General features: G+C 35.0%; 20 protein-coding genes and 2 tRNA genes. 20 read left to right on the forward strand and 2 right to left on the reverse strand.

The genetic code is table 11. The features are described 5' to 3' along the window. Positions 1-49: 49 nt before the first annotated feature. The 6 genes from AQ616_RS04655 to uvrC all read left to right on the forward strand — a co-directional run bounded on the left by AQ616_RS04655 (position 50) and on the right by uvrC (position 5919). Positions 50-637, forward strand: coding sequence for a TetR/AcrR family transcriptional regulator (locus AQ616_RS04655; RefSeq protein WP_017797234.1), 588 nt, complete (start codon positions 50-52; stop codon positions 635-637). Between the two features lie 33 nt (positions 638-670). Further along, complete coding sequence (locus AQ616_RS04660) at positions 671-1444, forward strand: enoyl-CoA hydratase (RefSeq protein ID WP_017797233.1); 774 nt, start codon at positions 671-673, stop codon at positions 1442-1444. 27 nt (positions 1445-1471) lie between these two features. Then, on the forward strand, positions 1472-2245 hold the full coding sequence (locus tag AQ616_RS04665; RefSeq protein WP_017797232.1) for an electron transfer flavoprotein subunit beta/FixA family protein: 774 nt from the start codon (positions 1472-1474) through the stop codon (positions 2243-2245). A gap of 28 nt (positions 2246-2273) precedes the next feature. Then, positions 2274-3245 carry an electron transfer flavoprotein subunit alpha/FixB family protein gene (locus AQ616_RS04670; protein ID WP_017797231.1) on the forward strand — a complete coding sequence of 324 codons (972 nt, stop codon included), beginning with the start codon at positions 2274-2276 and terminating at the stop codon, positions 3243-3245. Positions 3246-3528: 283 nt separating this feature from the next. Next, on the forward strand, positions 3529-3843 hold the full coding sequence (trxA, locus tag AQ616_RS04675; RefSeq protein ID WP_017797230.1) for a thioredoxin: 315 nt from the start codon (positions 3529-3531) through the stop codon (positions 3841-3843). Positions 3844-4131: 288 nt separating this feature from the next. Then, positions 4132-5919: an excinuclease ABC subunit UvrC gene (uvrC, locus tag AQ616_RS04680; RefSeq protein WP_069685183.1), complete on the forward strand. Its 1788-nt coding sequence runs from the start codon at positions 4132-4134 to the stop codon at positions 5917-5919. An 84-nt stretch (positions 5920-6003) separates the two neighbouring features. Here uvrC and AQ616_RS04685 read toward each other — a convergent pair whose 3' ends face one another. Further along, entirely contained in the window at positions 6004-6444 is a 441-nt protein-coding gene (locus tag AQ616_RS04685; protein WP_017797228.1) for a YslB family protein, read from the reverse strand. 415 nt (positions 6445-6859) lie between these two features. Between AQ616_RS04685 and AQ616_RS04690 the strand changes: the two genes are divergently transcribed. The 4 genes from AQ616_RS04690 to AQ616_RS04705 all read left to right on the forward strand — a co-directional run bounded on the left by AQ616_RS04690 (position 6860) and on the right by AQ616_RS04705 (position 10582). Continuing rightward, positions 6860-7480, forward strand: a complete 621-nt coding sequence (locus AQ616_RS04690) for a succinate dehydrogenase cytochrome b558 subunit (RefSeq protein WP_017797227.1) — start codon at positions 6860-6862, stop codon at positions 7478-7480. 27 nt (positions 7481-7507) lie between these two features. Next, a complete protein-coding gene (sdhA, locus tag AQ616_RS04695; protein ID WP_017797226.1) occupies positions 7508-9259 on the forward strand; it encodes a succinate dehydrogenase flavoprotein subunit in 1752 nt (583 codons plus the stop codon). Positions 9260-9275: 16 nt separating this feature from the next. Beyond that, complete coding sequence (gene sdhB, locus AQ616_RS04700) at positions 9276-10040, forward strand: succinate dehydrogenase iron-sulfur subunit (RefSeq protein WP_017797225.1); 765 nt, start codon at positions 9276-9278, stop codon at positions 10038-10040. An 80-nt stretch (positions 10041-10120) separates the two neighbouring features. Beyond that, positions 10121-10582, forward strand: a complete 462-nt coding sequence (locus AQ616_RS04705; protein WP_017797224.1) for an acyl-CoA thioesterase — start codon at positions 10121-10123, stop codon at positions 10580-10582. Between the two features lie 32 nt (positions 10583-10614). Here AQ616_RS04705 and AQ616_RS04710 read toward each other — a convergent pair whose 3' ends face one another. Then, a complete protein-coding gene (locus AQ616_RS04710; protein WP_010651078.1) occupies positions 10615-10839 on the reverse strand; it encodes a helix-turn-helix domain-containing protein in 225 nt (74 codons plus the stop codon). A gap of 247 nt (positions 10840-11086) precedes the next feature. On the opposite strand from AQ616_RS04710, the gene AQ616_RS04715 reads away from it, so the two are divergent. From AQ616_RS04715 to AQ616_RS04760, 10 genes are all read left to right on the forward strand, one after another. Next, positions 11087-11539 (forward strand): MarR family winged helix-turn-helix transcriptional regulator, encoded by a 453-nt coding sequence (locus AQ616_RS04715; RefSeq protein WP_017797223.1) that lies wholly within the window; start codon positions 11087-11089, stop codon positions 11537-11539. Between the two features lie 24 nt (positions 11540-11563). Beyond that, the gene (gene racE, locus AQ616_RS04720) at positions 11564-12388 is read left to right on the forward strand and encodes a glutamate racemase (protein WP_069685184.1); all 825 of its coding nucleotides are present in this window, start codon (positions 11564-11566) and stop codon (positions 12386-12388) included. 357 nt (positions 12389-12745) lie between these two features. Next, a complete protein-coding gene (locus AQ616_RS04725; RefSeq protein ID WP_069685185.1) occupies positions 12746-13804 on the forward strand; it encodes a GerMN domain-containing protein in 1059 nt (352 codons plus the stop codon). Between the two features lie 172 nt (positions 13805-13976). Further along, complete coding sequence (gene rph / locus AQ616_RS04730) at positions 13977-14720, forward strand: ribonuclease PH (RefSeq protein ID WP_017797220.1); 744 nt, start codon at positions 13977-13979, stop codon at positions 14718-14720. Positions 14721-14742: 22 nt separating this feature from the next. Continuing rightward, positions 14743-15336, forward strand: coding sequence for an XTP/dITP diphosphatase (locus tag AQ616_RS04735; protein WP_017797219.1), 594 nt, complete (start codon positions 14743-14745; stop codon positions 15334-15336). Positions 15337-15358: 22 nt separating this feature from the next. Further along, positions 15359-15871 (forward strand): metallophosphoesterase, encoded by a 513-nt coding sequence (locus AQ616_RS04740; RefSeq protein WP_069685186.1) that lies wholly within the window; start codon positions 15359-15361, stop codon positions 15869-15871. A gap of 137 nt (positions 15872-16008) precedes the next feature. Further along, a tRNA-Gly gene (locus AQ616_RS04745) sits at positions 16009-16082 on the forward strand. A gap of 5 nt (positions 16083-16087) precedes the next feature. Beyond that, positions 16088-16161, forward strand: a tRNA-Arg gene (locus tag AQ616_RS04750). Positions 16162-16498: 337 nt separating this feature from the next. Beyond that, on the forward strand, positions 16499-17449 hold the full coding sequence (locus AQ616_RS04755) for a nuclease-related domain-containing protein (RefSeq protein ID WP_069685187.1): 951 nt from the start codon (positions 16499-16501) through the stop codon (positions 17447-17449). 218 nt (positions 17450-17667) lie between these two features. Next, complete coding sequence (locus tag AQ616_RS04760; RefSeq protein WP_069685188.1) at positions 17668-19665, forward strand: methyl-accepting chemotaxis protein; 1998 nt, start codon at positions 17668-17670, stop codon at positions 19663-19665. Positions 19666-19924 lie beyond the last annotated feature (259 nt).

Here is a 19924-nt window from a genome sequence, read left to right on the forward strand (position 1 = left end):
TGAATGATCATTCACTCAGTATAACGAAACACATCTTAAGGAGATAATCATGAATAATCAAAAACCAAAATATCATCAAATAATCGAAGCAGCAGTTAAAGTTATCGCTGAAAATGGCTATCATGGGTCACAAGTATCTAAGATAGCTCGTGAGGCAGGTGTCGCAGATGGAACGATCTACCTTTACTTTAAAAATAAAGAAGATATATTAGTATCTGTTTTTGAACAAAAAATGGGGCAATTTGTAGACAAAATAGCAGATGCCATTGAAGGAAAAAGCAATGTGCCTGACAAATTGTTGAAACTAATAGAAATGCATTTCAGCCAATTATCTGCAGACTACCATTTAGCGATTGTAACTCAGTTAGAATTAAGACAATCGAATTTATCTTTACGCCTACAGATTAATCAAGTATTAAAACCATATTTGACCATGATCGATCACATTGTCCAAGAAGGCGTGGACCAAGGTGAATTTCGTGAAGGTTTAAATATTCCACTTGTAAGGCAGATGATATTTGGGACCTTAGATGAAATTGTTACGAACTGGGTAATGAAGGAACAGAAATATGATTTGATTCGTATGGTGCCTGAGGTACACGCTATGATAATTGGTGCGTTAGTATATGAATCTTAATATGGAATGGATTAACTATAGGAGGTGCCAATATTGACGAAAATTGCTTTTGAATTAAAAGACCAAGTTGCCTGTCTGACTATTCAAAGTCCACCTGCCAATGCATTATCCGGGGCTTTATTGGAACAGCTTAATGAACGACTCAATCAAATAGAAGAAGAGGGGAAAGCGAAGGCAGTTGTTATATCTGGTGAAGGTAGATTTTTTTCTGCTGGTGCAGATATTAAAGAATTTACTGGATATCAACATGCATCTGAATATGAATCCCTTGCTACCGCTGGTCAAAAAGTTTTTGATCGTGTAGAACATTTTTCTATCCCTGTTATTGCTGCTATTCATGGAGCAGCACTTGGTGGGGGGCTTGAACTTGCAATGTCATGTCATATTCGGTTAGTAACTGAGAATACAAAGTTAGGATTACCGGAAATGAATTTGGGTATTATTCCTGGCTTTGCAGGTACACAACGATTACCACGACATATAGGAAATGCCCGAGCATATGAAATGATATTAACTGGTGAACCTATTAGTGGACAACAAGCAGCTGACTGGGGGCTAGCAAACCATGTAGTCACCGAGGAACAATTGCTTTCAAAAGCGATGGAACTAGCTAATAAAATTACAATGAAAAGCAAGCCAGGCATAAATGAAGTAATGCACTTAGTACCTTATGCAAATAAAGATCAATTCGCAAATGGTGTTACGGAAGAAGCAAAGTCATTTGGCAGATTATTTGGTTCTGATGATGCAAAAGAAGGCGTTACAGCATTTATTGAAAAACGTAGACCAAATTTCCAAGATAAATAGTAGATTCTTAGTTTAGGAGGAAGCTAGATGAATATATATGTACTTTTAAAGAAAACTTTTGACACAGAAGAAAAAATTACTGTCTCAGGCGGTAGAATTGAAGATGATAGTGCAGAATACATTATCAATCCTTATGATGAATATGCAGTTGAAGAAGCAATTGTACAACGTGATGAACATGGTGGAGAGGTTACTGTAGTAACGGTTGGTGATGAAGAATCAGAAAAACAACTACGTACTGCACTAGCAATGGGTGCCGATAAAGCTGTGTTGATAAATACAGAAGAAGATATTGAAGATGGAGATCAATATACTACCGCTAAAATATTAGAAGCATTTTTTGAAGGGAAAGAAGTAGACTTGATTCTTGCTGGAAATGTAGCCATTGATGAAGCAAGTGGACAGGTGGGGCCACGTTTAGCAGCACTATTAGACATTCCTTATGTTTCAACAATAACTAGCCTGAAAATTGATGGTGAGACAGTTTCTATTGAAAAAGATGTAGAAGGTGACGTTGAGATTGTTGAAACAAGTTTACCTCTGCTAGTTACATGTCAACAAGGATTAAATGAACCTCGTTATCCTTCGTTACCAGGGATAATGAAAGCGAAGAAAAAACCATTGGAAGAAATTGAAATGGATGACTTAGATTTGGATGAAGATGATGTGGAAGCAAAAACTAAAACAGTAGAAGTATATCTTCCCCCAGAAAAAGAAGCGGGCAAGATTTTAGAAGGAGAACCTGCTGATCAAGTGAAAGAACTAGTATCCTTATTGAAAAACGAGAAAAAAGTACTTTAGTGTTTGATTGCAGAAAGGGGCTTAAATAATGAGTGACAAAATTTTAGTAATTGGTGAATTAAGAGATGACGAGATACGTAATGTTTCATTTGAAGCGATTGCAGCAGCTAAAAAAATTGACGCTAATGCAGAAGTTGTAGGATTGCTTTTAGGTAGCGGAAATATCGAAACCCAAGGTCAATCATTAATTGCTTATGGTGCTGATCGTGTGATTGTAGTTTCTCATGATAATTTGAAAACGTATACATCAGAAGGCTACGGGCAAGCAGTTATGAAAGTGGTTAATGATGAATCACCAACAGGAATAGTAATGGGACACACTTCGATTGGTAAAGACTTAACACCAAAAATTGCAAGTAAATTAAACACTGGACTTGTATCAGATGTGGTAGATATAGAAGATGATGGTGTATTTGTACGCCCTATTTACTCTGGAAAGGCATTTGAAAAAAAAGTAATCACTGATGGAATTACTTTTATAACGATACGTCCCAATAATATACCTGCTCTTGACAAAGATGAATCGAGATCAGGTGAAGTTAGCTCTGTGGATGTGGATATTAGTGATTTACGAACTGTGATTAAGGATGTTATTAGAAAAGCATCTGAAGGAGTAGATTTATCTGAAGCAAATGTGATTGTAGCAGGTGGTAGAGGTGTGAAAAGTGCAGATGGCTTTAAACCGTTATATGAATTAGCGGAAATACTTGGAGGAGCAGTTGGTGCTTCACGAGGTGCATGTGACGCAGATTACTGTGATTACGCTCTTCAGATCGGCCAAACTGGTAAAGTAGTAACTCCTGATTTATATATTGCAGTAGGAATATCTGGAGCGATTCAACACTTAGCCGGTATGTCTAATTCGAAAGTGATTGTTGCTATAAACAAAGATCCAGAATCAAATATTTTTAATGTAGCGGATTATGGTATTGTTGGAGATCTATTTGAAGTAATTCCATTGTTGATTGAAGAAGTAAAAAAAGTTAAAGTAGCAATGTAACAAACAGAGACAATAGGGTTTGAATGACATAAATTAATCAAGCAAACCCTATTGTCTTAAATATTATTTATCTAAAAAGACAACAATTTCGGTAGAAAAAATCGTCTATAATGGAAATCATACATGGCAATATTCCATTTCCACTTACAGAATATAGGAAAATGAAATTAAGTTTTATTACATAAAATAAGCAAACTATTAGGAAGTATATGTCATGGGTGATATACTCATAATAAGCTTTAGATGAAGCTTGATGAAAATGTTTTTAAGGAGGTAACAAATAATGGCTATTAAGCATGTAACTGACCAAAACTTCACAGAAGAAACTTCAAAAGGTCTTGTATTGGCTGACTTTTGGGCACCGTGGTGTGGACCTTGTAAAATGATAGCACCAGTATTAGAAGAACTTGATGGTGAAATGGAAGAAAAAGTACAAATTGTTAAATTAGATGTAGATGAAAATCAAGAAACTGCAGGTAAATTTGGTGTTATGAGTATCCCGACATTACTATTATTTAAAGACGGCGATGTAGTGGATCAAGTCATTGGATTCCAGCCGAAAGAAGCTCTAGAAGATCTTATAAACAAACACGCATAAGTAAAAATTACTTGGTGTTGTAACTGAATACCTGTATAATTATAAGAAATAGAGAAAAATCCCTTGTCTGTCATTATTGCTGATAAGGGATTTTCTGATTAAAGAAAATGTAGAGTTCGATGATTAATGTACAGACAGGGCCCATGCTCACCCCATATGTATGGGGGGGTATGACTGTATAACTTAGGAGAATGAGGTTATATAAGGAGTTACATCTTAACTTAGCATTAAAATCTATCAAGCAATGTTTTATATTTTTCTTATCGATGAATAAAGGATTTGACGCTTATGAATGAAAATATAGAGAGAAAACTGTCTATATTACCACAACAACCTGGTTGTTATTTAATGAAAGATAAAAATGGAACTGTTATTTATGTTGGGAAATCGAAAAAATTAAGAAATCGAGTGCGGTCTTATTTTAGGGGTGCGAATGATCGGAAAACACAGCGATTAGTTCAAGAAATTCGCGATTTTGAATATATGGTTACCTCTTCAGAGATTGAAGCATTGATTTTGGAAATGAATCTAATTAAAAAATATGACCCTAGATACAATGTCATGTTAAAGGACGATAAATCGTACCCTTATTTAAAAATCACCTCAGAAAGGCATCCTCGTTTAATTGTTACTAGGCGATTAAAAAAAGATAAAGGCAAGTACTTTGGACCATATCCTAATGTAATTGCTGCAAGAGAAACAAAAAAACTACTAGATCGAATGTATCCTTTGCGAAAATGCAATAATCCATCAGGAAGACCATGCCTATATTATCATATGGGACAATGCAAAGCTTGTGCAGAACATCCACCTTCTATAAAAGAATATCAAGAAATTGTACAAGAGATCAGCTCTTTTTTACAGGGCGGTTTTAAGGATATAAGAAAAAATTTATCGGGTGAAATGCAAAAGGCAAGTGAAGAGTTGAATTTTGAACGTGCAAAAGAAATAAGGGATACTATACAACATATTGATGCTACTATGGAACAACAAAAAATGACGTTAAATGACCAAATGGATAGAGATATCTTTGGATACAGTTATGACAAAGGGTGGATGTGTGTCCAAGTTTTCTTCATACGACAGGGGAAATTAATTGAAAGAGATACAAGTGTTTTCCCGTTTTTTGATAGTCCTGAAGAAACAATAGTTAGCTTTATAGGAAGATTTTATTTACATGAAAATCATTTGAAACCAAAACAAGTATTAGTTCCGGTTGGTATCGACAATGAATTAATAGCTGAAGTGCTGGAGACACAAGTGCATACACCATTAAGAGGAAGAAAAAAAGAATTAGTACAATTGGCTTGTAAGAATGCAGAAATCTCCTTGAATGAGAAATTTCAACTAATTGAAAAAGACGAAGAACGAACAATTCAAGCAATAGAAGATTTGGGGGAACAATTAAGTATTGAGACTCCACATAGAATTGAAGCGTTTGATAATTCAAATATCCAAGGGACAGATCCAGTCTCTGCGATGATTGTTTTTGAAGATGGCAAGCCAAACAAAAAAGAATATCGTAAGTATAAAATTCGCGATGTTCAAGGCCCTGATGATTATGATACGATGCGAGAAGTTGTTCGAAGACGATATACGCGAGTATTGAAAGAAAACTTACCGTTACCAGATTTAATTATAGTTGATGGCGGTAAAGGTCAAATGTCTGCAGCGATTGAAGTGTTAGAAGATGAATTAGGTTTAGACATACCTTTAGCTGGACTAGCCAAAGATGACCGTCATAAAACAAGTGAATTGTTATATGGTATGCCACCTATAGTGGTTCCGCTTGAAAGACAATCTCAAGCCTTTTATCTTGTCCAACGAATTCAAGATGAAGTGCATCGGTTCGCAATTACATTTCATCGTCAATTAAGAGGGAAGAATTTATTTCAATCTGAATTGGATAAGATCCCAGGTGTTGGTGAAAAGAGAAAAAAACTTTTACTCTCACATTTTAAATCAGTTAAAGAAATTAAAAAAGCATCTATAGAAGACATGAGAAAACTTGGAGTTCCTAGTAATATAGCTGAATTAGTATTGAATCATTTAAATTCACCAGATGATGAAACATAAGTACTGGATATATGTCAAAACCACAAGAAATTTTAACGATTTCTTGTGGTTTTTTTAAAATTTTAGATATGTTGTTGGACCCATTTACTCTTCTGTTAAGTGAACGGCAAATTCAACTTGTTTAATACGCTTATTTATCGACTCCACACATTCACATTCTGTTCCTTCGATTTGTTGAATTGCCTCAGCCAAAAAACCAGCCTCCAAACGAAATTCAGTATCTATTTCTGAACTGAGTCGAAGCACTATTGAATCAGATAACAGTTGGAAAACTCTTTCTTTTCTTTTACTTTTTATGAGTTCTAGTGTACCCCAACCACTTTTCTCAAAGAATAATATAATGTCTTCTAAGGTATTTATATTAAACTTTCTAGCAATATTCTTTCCTAAAAAATATAGTAATATATCTTTTTCTTCCCCAAATAATTCTGGTAATCCAATATAACGCAGGATGTCATAACCCGCTCCTGGTGTATGTAAATTATCTAATTGAGGTACATCAAACGTTTGGTACTTTTTTGACATCCATTTCATCCTTTCTTTAACCGTATATATAACGATCGATAAACTGAGACTTATATTAGTAAAGGGAAAATCAGCCTTACCACTGATTGATTTGACCAATCACGATATAATCATCCCGTTTGTCTGATTCTTTTTTAGGGATGATAAATTACCATGATAAAAATAACTAATCTCATTATCTATATTATTTATACATTTATCAAGTATACTTGACAATTTTAGAGGTTATTTTAGTTATATTTTATTTTACTAGAATTTTCATGACGATTTCTTGACGGTAATCACAGTTAGAAGTACAATAAACATGTTACATTTTGTACTACTTAGATAAGGCACCGTTTTCTGACAATAAAGCGCTTTATTGTTTAGTAGTATACATAATTATTGAGTGATCAATTGACTAAGGGGGGTAAACATGGCAGAGCATCGTGAGTTTTTCTACAGAAGACTGCATTCGTTACTAGGGGTTGTTCCCATTGGGATCTTCTTAGTGCAGCATTTACTTATTAATCATTTTGCTGTGTATGGGGAAGAAAGTTTCAATACAGCTGCTGGGTTCATGAAGAACCTACCGTTTGTATTACTGTTAGAAATTTTTGTAATCTATTTACCAATTTTGTTTCATGCGATTTTAGGGGTTTATATTGTATTTGTCGCAAAACAGAATACACGTAGATATGGATTTTTTCGAAACTGGATGTTTAGATTTCAACGTATAACCGGAATCGTACTTGTAGTATTTATTGCATGGCACGTATTTGAAACAAGAGTTCAGATAGGTTTAGGAAATGCAGAACTTGATTATAGCCTGATGGAAGGTATTTTAACGAATCCATTCATGTTTTGGTTCTATGTAGTTGGTGTTATTGCTGCAGTATTCCATTTTGCAAATGGTCTGTGGAGTTTCCTTGTTACATGGGGAATTACACAAACTCCAAAATCACAACGTATCTCAACTTATGTGTGTTTGGGCGTATTTTTAGCAGTGAGCTATCTTGGAATTAGATCATTAATTACATTTGCTTATGGAATTTAATTGAAAGAGAAGGAGTGAGTGATTAATATGAGTAATCGTAAAGTAGCAGTGGTTGGTGGTGGCTTGGCAGGACTAATGGCTACAATTAAAGCCGCTGAAGCTGGCGTAAAAGTAGATTTATTTTCTATCGTACCTGTAAAACGCTCTCACTCTGTATGTGCGCAAGGTGGTATAAATGGTGCTGTTAATACGAAAGGGGAAGGGGATTCTCCTTGGCTTCACTTTGATGATACGGTTTATGGTGGCGATTTCTTAGCCAATCAACCACAGGTGAAAGCGATGTGTGATGCAGCACCTGGCATTATACATATGTTTGACCGCATGGGGGTTATGTTTAACCGAACTCCAGAAGGTTTACTAGATTTCCGTAGATTCGGTGGAACACAAATGCACCGTACAGCATATGCAGGAGCAACAACTGGACAACAACTACTTTATGCTTTAGATGAGCAAGTTCGTCGTTACGAAGTAGAAGGTTTAGTAACAAAATATGAAGGCTGGGAATTCCTCGAAGCTGTTATTGATGAAGAAGGCATTGGTCGAGGGATTGTTGCTCAAGACATTAAAACACATGAAATCAAAGCATTCCGATCTGATGCAACTATATTTGCTACAGGTGGTCCTGGGATAATCTTCGGTAAATCAACAAATTCCATGATTAACACGGGTTCTGCAGCTAGTAAACTATATCAGCAAGGTGCAAAATATGCGAATGGAGAGTTTATTCAAATTCATCCAACTGCCATCCCTGGTGATGATAAATTGCGTCTTATGAGTGAGTCTGCACGTGGTGAAGGTGGACGAATTTGGACATATAAAGATGGGGAGCCATGGTATTTTCTAGAGGAGAAGTATCCTGCATATGGAAACCTTGTTCCTCGTGATATTGCTACTCGAGAAATTTTTGATGTATGTGTGAATCAAAAGTTAGGTATTAATGGGGAAAATATGGTTTATCTTGACCTATCTCATAAAGATGCGAAAGAACTCGACATCAAACTTGGTGGGATTATCGAAATCTATGAAAAATTTGTTGGTGAAGATCCTCGTAAAGTACCAATGAAAATCTTCCCTGCAGTACACTATTCAATGGGCGGATTATGGATAGATGAAAATCAAATGACAAGCATCCCTGGTATTTTTGCGGCTGGGGAGTGTGATTATTCACAGCATGGTGGGAACCGTTTAGGGGCAAACTCACTATTGTCAGCAATTTACGGTGGTATGGTAGCGGGTCCAAAAGCAATTGATTACATTGATGGCTTAGATCAACATGTAGATGATTTACCTGATGAATTATACCAATCTCGTGAAAAAGCAGAACAAGAAAGCTTTGATGAACTCATGAACATGGAAGGTACGGAGAATGCTTATCAAATTCATAAAGAATTAGGCGAGTGGATGACGGATAATGTTACAGTAGTTCGTGAGAATGAAAAACTCTTAAAAACCGATGAAAAAATAAAAGAGTTGTTAGAGCGTTGGGATAACATTAATATAAATGACACATCTCGTTGGAGTAACCAAGGTGTTATGTTTACACGTCAACTTAAAAATATGCTACATCTAGCACGTGTAATCACCATTGGTGCATACAATCGAAATGAAAGTCGTGGAGCTCATTACAAACCAGAATTCCCAGAGCGTAATGATGAAGAATTTTTGAAAACCACCATAGCTAAATTCAATCCAGAATCGAATTCTCCTGAGTTTAGCTATGAAGAAGTAGATGTTTCTTTAATTGAACCGCGTAAGCGTGATTATACTAAAAAACACTAGGGGAGGAGTAATATAAATGGGTGAACAGAGTAAAGTTACTTTTATTATAACTAGACAAGACGGCCCTGATTCGACTCCTTATGAGGAAACGTTTGAGATTCCATATAGACAGAATATGAATGTTATTTCTGCGCTTATGGAAATCAGACAAAATCCTGTTAATAGTAAGGGAGAGAACACTACACCTGTAATGTGGGACATGAATTGCTTAGAGGAAGTTTGTGGAGCATGTTCTATGGTGATTAATGGGACGGCGAGACAATCTTGTGCTGCGTTGGTTGATCAATTAGAACAACCAATTCGTTTAGAACCAATGTCTACGTTTCCAGTAGTACGTGATTTAATTGTCGATCGAGAGCGTATGTTTGATGCATTAAAACAAGTAAAAGCTTGGATACCAATCGATGGTACACATGATTTAGGGCCTGGTCCTCGTATGCCAGAGAATAAACGTCAATGGGCATATGAATTGTCAAAATGTATGACATGTGGAGTATGTTTAGAAGCTTGTCCAAATGTTAACGATAGCTCAAACTTTATCGGACCTGCAGCAATTTCGCAAGCTCGTCTGTTTAACGCACATCCAACTGGTGAAATGAATGCAAGTGACCGATTAAATGGCTTAATGGAAGACGGAGGTATTGATGGATGTGGGAATTCACAAAACTGTGTTCAAGTATGTCCAAAAGGTATCCCTTTAACCACTTCTATTGCAGCAATGAACAGAGCGACAAATATTCAAGCATTCAAAAACTTCTTTGGAAGTGACCAAGCGTTATAAAAATTTGAAGATTAAAGACCCTAACCAATGAACAGGCTAGGGTCTTCATCATATAATATGGGAAAGTGGAGGAAGCTGCGATGAAATCTATTGAGTATATAGATGATTTCAGCTCTTGGGCAGAAGAGTTTGAATTCTTCATAACTGTAGATATTCGTTTTTCTGAGACGGATATGTATGGACATATGAATAATGTGTCTCCGTTTATTTATTTTGAAGAAGCAAGAATTGCATATTTACGTTCATTGGGACTTTTCAATGATTTTAGTAATAAAGAGGAAGGTATCATTGTTGCTGATCTCCAATGTAATTATTTAAAACAATTATTTTTTGGAGACCAAGTGAATGTTCATGTTAAAACTAAAGAAGTAGGTAATTCTTCTTTTGATGTGCATTATATGGTAACAAAAGGGGAGTTTGATGTAGTTCTTACAGCAAGAGGCAGGTTAGTTTATATAGATGCGAATCTTGGTAAGTCTAAACCGTTAACGGAGAATATGAAAGAAAAACTTTTAGGTAAACCTTTACTAAGGCACAAGTAAAACCGACTCCCTATTAAGGGTAGTCGGTTTTATTAGAGCTTTAATTCCCCCATGCGAAGAAGCTCAACTACGGCTTGTGACCGTCCCTTGACTCCCAATTTTTGCATAGCATTTGAAATATGGTTCCGGACAGTTTTTTCGGAAATAAACAACTCCTGTGCAATTTCTTTTGTTGTTTTATCCTGCACTAATAGTTCAAACACTTCTTTCTCGCGTTTGGTTAATAATTGCTTCGGTTTATACTCGTTGTCCTTCAAATGTTACCCCCTCCTTGCTCTATAGAGCTGCATGATGAAGGGAAATTATTTAGTCAATATAGCTTATGATTATAGTAAAAATTAGTGCGTATATTTGTGCGGAAATCAGTCAGTTACTCAAAAAAGTTTTCAAGAAGTTCATTTTGGTTTACTATAGTAACAAGCCTTACATAAAACAACTTCCATCAATTACATAAGATGAATATATTGGAAATTGATAGATGAACAGTAAGTAGGAGGATGAACGTTGAAAAAGAACGAATTAAGTGATTCAGTAAATCAAATGGAAAAGAGATTACGTTATATATCTGGAATGATCAAGCAAAATGGTCGTAAAATTTTAAACAATTATCCAATCACTTCTCCACAATTTATCGCTTTACAATGGTTGTTAGAAGAAGGAGATTTAACAATTGGGGAACTCTCAAATCGAATTAGTCATGCATTTAGTACAACAACAGATTTAGTGGATCGTATGGAAAAGAATGAATTGGTTGAGCGAGTACGCGATACAAATGATCGACGAGTTGTTCGCATTCACTTATTAGAAAAAGGCAAACATATTATTGAAGAAGTAATTGATAAACGACAGGCATATTTAGGAGAAGTCTTAACGAAATTCTCTGAAGAGGAAAAAAATCAGTTGAATCACTTGTTAGAGTTTCTATATAAAGAGATGAAAATAGTTAACGAAAAATAATCAAACGAAAGAGGAGACATCTTTGTGGACAAAGCGATTGGGGTAATTGATTCGGGCGTAGGTGGACTTACAGTTGTTCACGAACTTATGAGGCAGCTTCCAAAAGAGCAATTAATTTATTTAGGGGATACAGCTAGATGTCCTTATGGCCCGAGATCAAAAGAAGAGGTACAGCAATTCACTTGGGAAATGGTGGATTTCTTATTAACAAAGAATATAAAAATGTTGGTTGTTGCATGTAATACGGCCACTGCGTTTACATTAAAGGATTTAAAAGAACAATTAGATATACCAGTTATCGGTGTTATACAACCAGGTGCCCGCGCTGCGATAAAATCTACAACAAATAACCAGGTTGGAGTAATTGGAACAGAAGGAACGATAAGTAGTGGAGCTTACTCACAAGCATTGGCGAAAATTAAATCGAACATTCAAGTAAGTGGGTTAGCTTGTCCTCCATTTGTTCCAATGGTTGAACGAGGCGTGTTATCCGGTTCCGAAGCAAAAACAGTTGTAACAGAGGCTCTACGTCCATTCTCAAGCAACAAAAAAATGGACACATTAATTTTAGGTTGTACACACTATCCATTACTTAAATCCACCATACAAGAGGTAATGGGAGAAGAAGTCACTGTTATTTCCTCCAGTGAAGAAACTGCACGAGAAACTAGTACACTTCTTGACGTTCACCAAATTATGAATCGAAGTGATCTAGTTCCACTTCATCAATTTTATACAACTGGTGATTTAGAGATTTTTATCGAAATTGCAAAAACAGTATTTCAAGAGTCTCACTTCCAAATGCTAACCATTAAACAAGCAAATATATCAACAAACAAAGTTTGGTAAATAATAGTAAGTTGTATTAATCTCGTACGTAAGTTCCAATCATCTGTTATGGAGGATTGGAACTTTTTTAATTTTTATCTTGCATATAACGGGTAATTCCTCACTCTAGACACTGGGGATTAGAAGAAAGATAAGTAGGGAATAAACTGCCCGCTTGATTCTATTCAACTAATAATCAGTGGGGGAAGAACAAAATCTTCCCTGAAAATAGATGAAAAGCTTGCTTCATTGTAATCGCATATAATTTCTGCTTTCACACTAATTAATATCATTTATAGGAAATTTATTCTATTATTGGTCTATTTTCTATATAGGCTCGTATATATAGTAGTACAAACCATCGTGGGAGGTATTTGCATGAAAAAGCGATTAATGCTATTAGCAGGGTCAATAAGTATTGTCACTATTTTATCTGGGTGTTTTGAAGGAGAACAATCACTTGATGAAATTGATCCACCTCAAAATGCACAGGAAGTAGATAATCTTGACAAAGTAGATGAGGAAGATGTTTCAGCTACACCTGAAGAGACGGCTGAGACAGTATCTAGAGACTTGTATCTCCTAGATGCAAATGGAATGGTTGCTTCTCAAACACTAGAACTTCCAGTCCCTGATACAAATGAAGTAGCAGCACAAGTATTAGAGCATCTTGTAAAAGGCGGTCCAGTAACACCTCTTCTTCCAAATGGCTTTCAAGCGGTGCTACCAGAAGGTACCGAAGTACTTGGAGTTAATTTACAAGAGGATGGAACAATTATTGTAGACTTATCAGAAGAATTTACCCAGTATGAAGAAAATCAAGAAGTACAAATACTCGAATCTGTTACGCATACGTTAACACAATTTGAAAATGTGCATAAAGTTAAGTTACGAGTAAATGGTCAAGACTTAAAGGAAATGCCAGTAAATGGCACCCCGATTAATTCTGGTTATTCAAGAGCAAATGGAATCAATATAATTAACAATGATACGTTGGATTATCTACAGAGTGAACCTGTGACAATGTATTATCCAGTCGAACAAGAAAATAATCGTTATTATGTGCCAGTAACGCAGTATATTGAAACTAATGAAGATGAAGCAATTGCTAATATTATAGAAGAATTGATTGATGGTCCTGGATACCAATCAACAGTTGTCAACGTATTTAATCCAGAGGCTGGGCTTGCTTCTGAACCAACATTAAGTAATGGTATTCTTGAGGTAGTATTTAATAAAGAAATATTAGCTGATAGTGAGCAAGGAATTATAGCTGATGAGGTTATGGAAACTATGGTTCGTACACTTACGGAACAGCCAAATATAGATGCAGTTGATGTAAAGGTGGAGAATGTAGAAAAAGTTGTAAATGAAAATGGAGAAGCATATACAGAACCAGTAACAAAACAATTATTCTCACCAAGTGAAGAATTATAATAATGTTTTAAATTATAACCTCTATTACTACATTTTAAGTAGTATAGAGGTTTTTAAATTTGTTAAGATATAAATAGTAGTTATAACAATCTTATGAGAACATATGGATAATGTTTCTTTTTGAAAAAATATGATAAGCTATTCAGTGTACAATTGAGGAGGAAGAATTAAAATGAGAAATGATCAGAGACAAGTAAATCAATTAAGAAATATAAACATAACAACTAATTATATATCGCATCCGGAAGGGTCCGTACTGATAGAAATGGGAAATACAAAAGTTATTTGTAACGCAAGTATTGAGGATCGTGTCCCTCCGTTTATGCGGGGTCAGGGTAAAGGATGGATAACTGCGGAATATGCCATGCTCCCTAGAGCTACTGCCCAGAGAAATATTCGTGAATCTTCAAAAGGAAAAGTAAGTGGAAGAACGATGGAAATTCAACGACTTATTGGTAGAGCATTACGATCAGTTGTTGATTTAGATCAAATTGGAGAGCGTACAGTTTGGATTGATTGTGATGTAATTCAAGCGGATGGAGGAACAAGAACAGCTTCTATTACAGGAGCATTTGTAGCAATGTCACTTGCATTCTCAAAATTAGTTGAAGCAAAAACATTAAAAAAAATGCCAATTCATGATTATTTAGCAGCTATTTCTGTAGGGGTGTTAATAAACGGAACAGAAATTCTAGACCTAAATTATGAAGAAGATTCGGAAGCAGCAGTCGATATGAATATTGTGATGACTGGTGCAGGAGAGTTTGTGGAAATTCAAGGTACAGGAGAAGAAGCGACCTTTACTCCTACCCAATTACAAAATATGCTAAAATTAGGTGAAGAAGGTATTCAGCAACTGGTGAAAATACAAAAAGAAATTTTAGCAGATAAATTAATTATAGATATGGAAAGATAATTGTAGGGAGTAATGTAATCATATGAAAAAAATAATTGTTGCTACTAAAAATAAGGGAAAGGCTAAAGAATTCAAGGAATTCTTTGCTAGCTTTGATATTCAAGCAATATCATTATTGGATTTACCTGAATCTATTCCAGATATTGAGGAAACAGGAACTACTTTTGAAGAAAATGCAGCTTTAAAAGCAGAACAAATTAGTGAACGTTTTAATACAGCTGTTATTGCTGATGATTCAGGATTAATAATTGATGCTTTAAATGGACGACCTGGTCTATTTTCCGCAAGATATGCTGGTGAACCCACTAATGATCAAGCGAATATAGACAAGGTTCTACAGGAAATGCAGGATGTTCCTGATCAAGATCGTCATGCTAGATTTATTTGTGTATTGGCTATAGCGCAACCCGGTGAAGAAACAACTTTTAATACAGGGTATTGTGAAGGGTACATTCATAGAAACCAAAAAGGCGATCATGGATTTGGATACGATCCTATCTTTATTCCTAAAGGATATGATGTGACAATGGCTGAATTAGATCCAGATAAAAAAAATCAAATTAGTCATCGTAAAAATGCGATTGATCAGCTTGAAAAATGGTTACATACATTATAAGTCACCAATTGGAGGGGTTACGATGACTCGTGTATTAATAACTAGTGACAGTCATGGTTTGACTGAGGAGCTAACAGAAATAATGGATCAACATGATGAAGTTGATTGGTATATTCACTGTGGCGATTCAGAATTAGATTTTGATGCAGAAGTGTTACATCCTTTTTATAAAGTTGGAGGGAATTGTGATTTCGATCCCCGATATCCAACTGAAGAAATAAAAGATATTGATGGAACTAGATTCTTTATTACACATGGACATCTCCATCAAGTGAAATCTGGACTTACCACACTTTCTTATGCAGCAGAAGAACATCAAGCTAAAGTTGTTTGCTTTGGACATACACATATTGCTGGTGCAGAAAAAATTGGAGAACAATTATTTATCAATCCAGGAAGTATTCGTATGCCGCGAAACCGCGTGGAGAAGACGTATGCTATATTAGGATGGTTAGATAATGAAACGGTTTCTGTTCAGTTTTATACAGTGGATGGACAAAAAATTAAAAATATGTCTTATTCAACAATACTATAAAAGTTTAGTCAGTAACTTTTTTTGTTACTGACTAAAACTTTTAAAAAAACTGTTGACAAATTGTTTACTCGGTCATATAATATTACTTGTCCGTTAAAAAAGACGGCATACATAATGATTGAGTAGAGATAGACTTTGCGGGTGTAGTTTAATGGTAAAACCTCAGCCTTCCAAGCTGATGACGAGGGTTCGATTCCCTTCACCCGCTCCAAATTTGTCCCAGTAGCTCAGCTGGATAGAGCAACAGCCTTCTAAGCTGTGGGTCGCAGGTTCGAATCCTGCCTGGGACGTTAGGTTAACCCTTGTAAACACAATGTTTATGAGGGTTTTTTATGTTGATTTATTGATCTTCCTAGTTTTATTCTATGGTTACGATAAAGGGATTCAGTTGGTAGCTAGAATCCTTTTTTTCATAGGTGGATAATATACTTCTATAAATTCTAAAGGCATATCATTTGGCAATTTAGTCATAAATTCATGATAAAGGTTGGTTTATTTAATAGTATGATGTATTCTAATCACAAATAGTTGGATTTATATTTTTGCAGAAATTGTTTAAAAGTTTGCTTTATATTTAGAAGATATTGTCACAGCGATGTAGTAGAATAACCGTATAGGAGGATAAATATGATAACTATAATTTACTTGTCGATAATAATTATTTTTGCTATCGTTATTGTATTTTTATTGAAGCGTACAAAGAATATGGAAAGGGAGCATGAATATAACATTGATGCGATAACGGAAGAAGTATCGGCAACAATGGAAACACAAACCTCTGAGTACGAGAATATGTTGCATAATGAACATCAACGTTTTGAGATCGAGCTCAATAAAGAAATAAATAGATTTAATAAAATTATAAGTGATAAAAATGATTATATAAATAGCTTGAAGGCATTTTCCATTAATAGCGGTGAAGTAGAAACTCATAACATTTTATTACATGTAAAGGATATGTTAGTCAAACAAAATCTAGTACAAAAAGAAGAAATGGTGATTCTCGGTAATCTTTTTGTTCCTTACAACAAAGGACTTGAATTAAAGACGAAACAAATTGATCATTTCATTTTGTTGCCTACAGGAATGTACATTATAGAAACGAAGAAATGGTCAGGTACAGTTTTACATGGAGTTTCTTATGGTCAAGATGAAACGCTAGATTTGTTAATTCATTCGATGTTCCCGTATGATGATCATAAAGAACATACGATTGTAATTAAAAATGATGGTGTACCTGAACCCTTGCAAGCAAATGTAAAAGTAATATCCTATGGAAATCCATCTAACCAAGTAATCGAGACAGCATTAAAACTGAAACACTTTTTAGAAGAAGCGAATCCGAAGTATAATTTTGTAGAACCGATTGTGTATTATAATTGTGCTTCTCAAAATCATACGGTTGTGAAAAATTATTCAAATAATGACCGGGTTAATATCTTTACAGATGAGAAAAGTCTCTATACTTTTTTCTTAGAAGAATTAACTACAAAAAATAGAAAGTATCAACATGAAGAACTTGCTGATATAACTAGCTATATTATAAATAAAAATAGTATGGGAAATGTAGATCAATAAGTGACTATTAAACAATGATGAAAAACGAAATCAACGAGCATCTATCAATGAGATAGGTGCTTATTTGCTAAATAGATATAATCTTATAGATAGGGAGTTCTATAATTATTCGACTTTTATGATTATTTTTATTTTTACACTTGCTGTTAAGTTATAGTGCTTTTGGTCGATATAAAGCTCATGATTGCACAATTACTTATAGCAGGAGGTAACACAACTTGAAGAAGAAAAAAGGAATCAAGAAATCAATTAGTTTAAGAAATAGATTAATAATAGCGTTTCTTATCATATTATTAATCCCTAGTATCGCAATCGGAGCAACTTCTTACCAAAGTGCAAAGAATAAGATTGAGGAAAGTATGTTAGACTCTGCCCAAAAGAGTGTAGAAATAATGAAACAAACCATTGATCAGTTTATGAATGACCAAATGGATAGTATCGAATACTTATCTACTGCAATTGATCCATCGGATATAGAAGATAATGCAGATGAAGCTACGGGCAGAATTCTAGAAAATATGCAAAATTCGAAAGATGTAGCTTTTGAACAAACATATGTAGGAACGGAGACGGGAGAGTTTATGAATTTTCCTACATCCTTTAAAAATCCACCAGATTATGATCCAAGAGAGCGACCTTGGTATCAACAAGCGATGGACAATCAAGGAGAAGTAATTGTAACAACTCCTTATGTATCAGCTTCTTCCAATCAAGTGGTGGTGACACTTGCGAAAGCTACTGCTAATAACGATGGTGTTGTGGCAGTAAACTTAGAGTTGGCTAGTTTGACAGATATAGTTAATTCAGTCACTATCGGTGAAGAAGGGTATTTGTTTCTATTAGATGAAGCGCAAAATTATATCAGTCATCCCAATTATGAGGCTGGTGCTGAAGCAACAGAAGATTTTTTCACCAAACTATATGACTCAGAAAATGGGAAGTTCAACTATCTTTTTGAAGGGGATCAAAAACAATTAGCATTTGCTACAAGTGAAATTACAGGTTGGAAAATAGCTGGGAGCATGTTTAATAGTGAAATAACGCATAATGTGAGCCCAATTTTAAATACGACAATCCTTGTTATTACGATTGCATTAGCTCTTGGAGGAGTATTAATTGTATTTATCATTCGCTCTATTTCTAAACCGATTTATCATCTTGTAAGTGCAAGTAACACGATAAGTCATGGAGACTTAAGCGATGAAGTACACTTACATCGAAATGATGAATTAGGCACACTTGCTCAATCGTTTAATAAAATGCGAGAAAACTTGAATGGAATTATACTTCAAGTTAGAGATAAATCAAATCATTTAGCATCTTCTGCAGAGCAATTAAATGCTAGTACAGAACAAAATACCTCAGCAACAGAACAAATTTCTTCATCCGTACAAGAAGTAGCTGAGGGGATGAATAGTCTAAATAACAATATAACGAAAAGTTCCAAATTAGCGAAGGAAATGACGGAGTCTATTTATACTATCGAATCGAGCTCGAATGAGGTTTCAAATACAGTTACCAATACCATTTCTGCTGTTAATGAAGGGAATAAAGCTCTGAATACGACAATTAGTCAAATGAAATTTATCAAAGAGAATACACATCAACTATCAAATAATATTCAAGATTTAGGTAATCAATCAGAAGAAATTAGCAAAATTATTGATGTTATTACAGATATTTCCGAGCAAACAAACTTGTTAGCTCTAAATGCAGCAATCGAAGCAGCCAGAGCAGGAGAGCATGGGAAAGGATTTGCTGTTGTAGCTGATGAAGTAAGAAAACTTGCCGAAAAGTCTTCCCAATCAGCTGAACAAATAAAGACAATGATTAGCGCAATTCAATCGGAAACTGCGAATACTGTGAGTTCAATGAAAGCTGCAACAACAGAAGTTGAAAAAGGTATTAATATCGCAAATAATGCAGATCAATCATTCTCGAATATTACTGGATACGTGGATTCCATTACGAATCAAATTACGAGTGTAACTACTGAAATTGAAGAAATTTCTACTGCGACGAAACAATTTACTTCTATATTTGAAGGAGTAGCATCCATTGGTGACACAGTATCAAATGAAGCAGAAAATGTTTCTGCATCTACACAAGAACAACTTGCATCTATGGAAGAAATAGCAAATTCAGCATCTGATTTAACATCTGTAGCTGAGGACTTACAACAGTTAGTAGAGAATTTTAAACTGTCTAGAAATTAAAGAACGTATCATTACACTGAAATGCGAGGATGAGGCTCCAGATTATATTATGGGCCACATCCTCGTTCGCAATTCTCGATTTTATTTTGAAGTAGTATAAGAAGATTGAAGATGAATAGGCTGCAGCTTTGAATATGTTTATTGAAATCGAGTTGTTACAGAGGATGAGAAAGAGCAGCGGGTTATAGATATTAAAGAAATTGTGGAATTAGATGAAATAACAAATTATAGATGGTGAATCCCAGGGTTTGGATTTAGA

The sequence above is a fragment of the Oceanobacillus sp. E9 genome (assembly GCF_001741975.1).
Taxonomy (GTDB): domain Bacteria; phylum Bacillota; class Bacilli; order Bacillales; family Amphibacillaceae; genus Oceanobacillus; species Oceanobacillus kimchii.

Coding starts and splice junctions, on each gene's coding strand:
- sdhB (WP_017797225.1), top strand. CDS start 9,276: ATGGGTGAACAGAGTAAAGTTACTTTTATTATAACTAGACAAGACGGC.
- sdhA (WP_017797226.1), top strand. CDS start 7,508: ATGAGTAATCGTAAAGTAGCAGTGGTTGGTGGTGGCTTGGCAGGACTA.
- rph (WP_017797220.1), top strand. CDS start 13,977: ATGAGAAATGATCAGAGACAAGTAAATCAATTAAGAAATATAAACATA.
- AQ616_RS04655 (WP_017797234.1), top strand. CDS start 50: ATGAATAATCAAAAACCAAAATATCATCAAATAATCGAAGCAGCAGTT.
- AQ616_RS04735 (WP_017797219.1), top strand. CDS start 14,743: ATGAAAAAAATAATTGTTGCTACTAAAAATAAGGGAAAGGCTAAAGAA.
- AQ616_RS04665 (WP_017797232.1), top strand. CDS start 1,472: ATGAATATATATGTACTTTTAAAGAAAACTTTTGACACAGAAGAAAAA.
- AQ616_RS04670 (WP_017797231.1), top strand. CDS start 2,274: ATGAGTGACAAAATTTTAGTAATTGGTGAATTAAGAGATGACGAGATA.
- AQ616_RS04740 (WP_069685186.1), top strand. CDS start 15,359: ATGACTCGTGTATTAATAACTAGTGACAGTCATGGTTTGACTGAGGAG.
- uvrC (WP_069685183.1), top strand. CDS start 4,132: ATGAATGAAAATATAGAGAGAAAACTGTCTATATTACCACAACAACCT.
- AQ616_RS04705 (WP_017797224.1), top strand. CDS start 10,121: ATGAAATCTATTGAGTATATAGATGATTTCAGCTCTTGGGCAGAAGAG.
- AQ616_RS04685 (WP_017797228.1), bottom strand. CDS start 6,444: ATGTCAAAAAAGTACCAAACGTTTGATGTACCTCAATTAGATAATTTA.
- trxA (WP_017797230.1), top strand. CDS start 3,529: ATGGCTATTAAGCATGTAACTGACCAAAACTTCACAGAAGAAACTTCA.
- AQ616_RS04725 (WP_069685185.1), top strand. CDS start 12,746: ATGAAAAAGCGATTAATGCTATTAGCAGGGTCAATAAGTATTGTCACT.
- AQ616_RS04690 (WP_017797227.1), top strand. CDS start 6,860: ATGGCAGAGCATCGTGAGTTTTTCTACAGAAGACTGCATTCGTTACTA.
- AQ616_RS04755 (WP_069685187.1), top strand. CDS start 16,499: ATGATAACTATAATTTACTTGTCGATAATAATTATTTTTGCTATCGTT.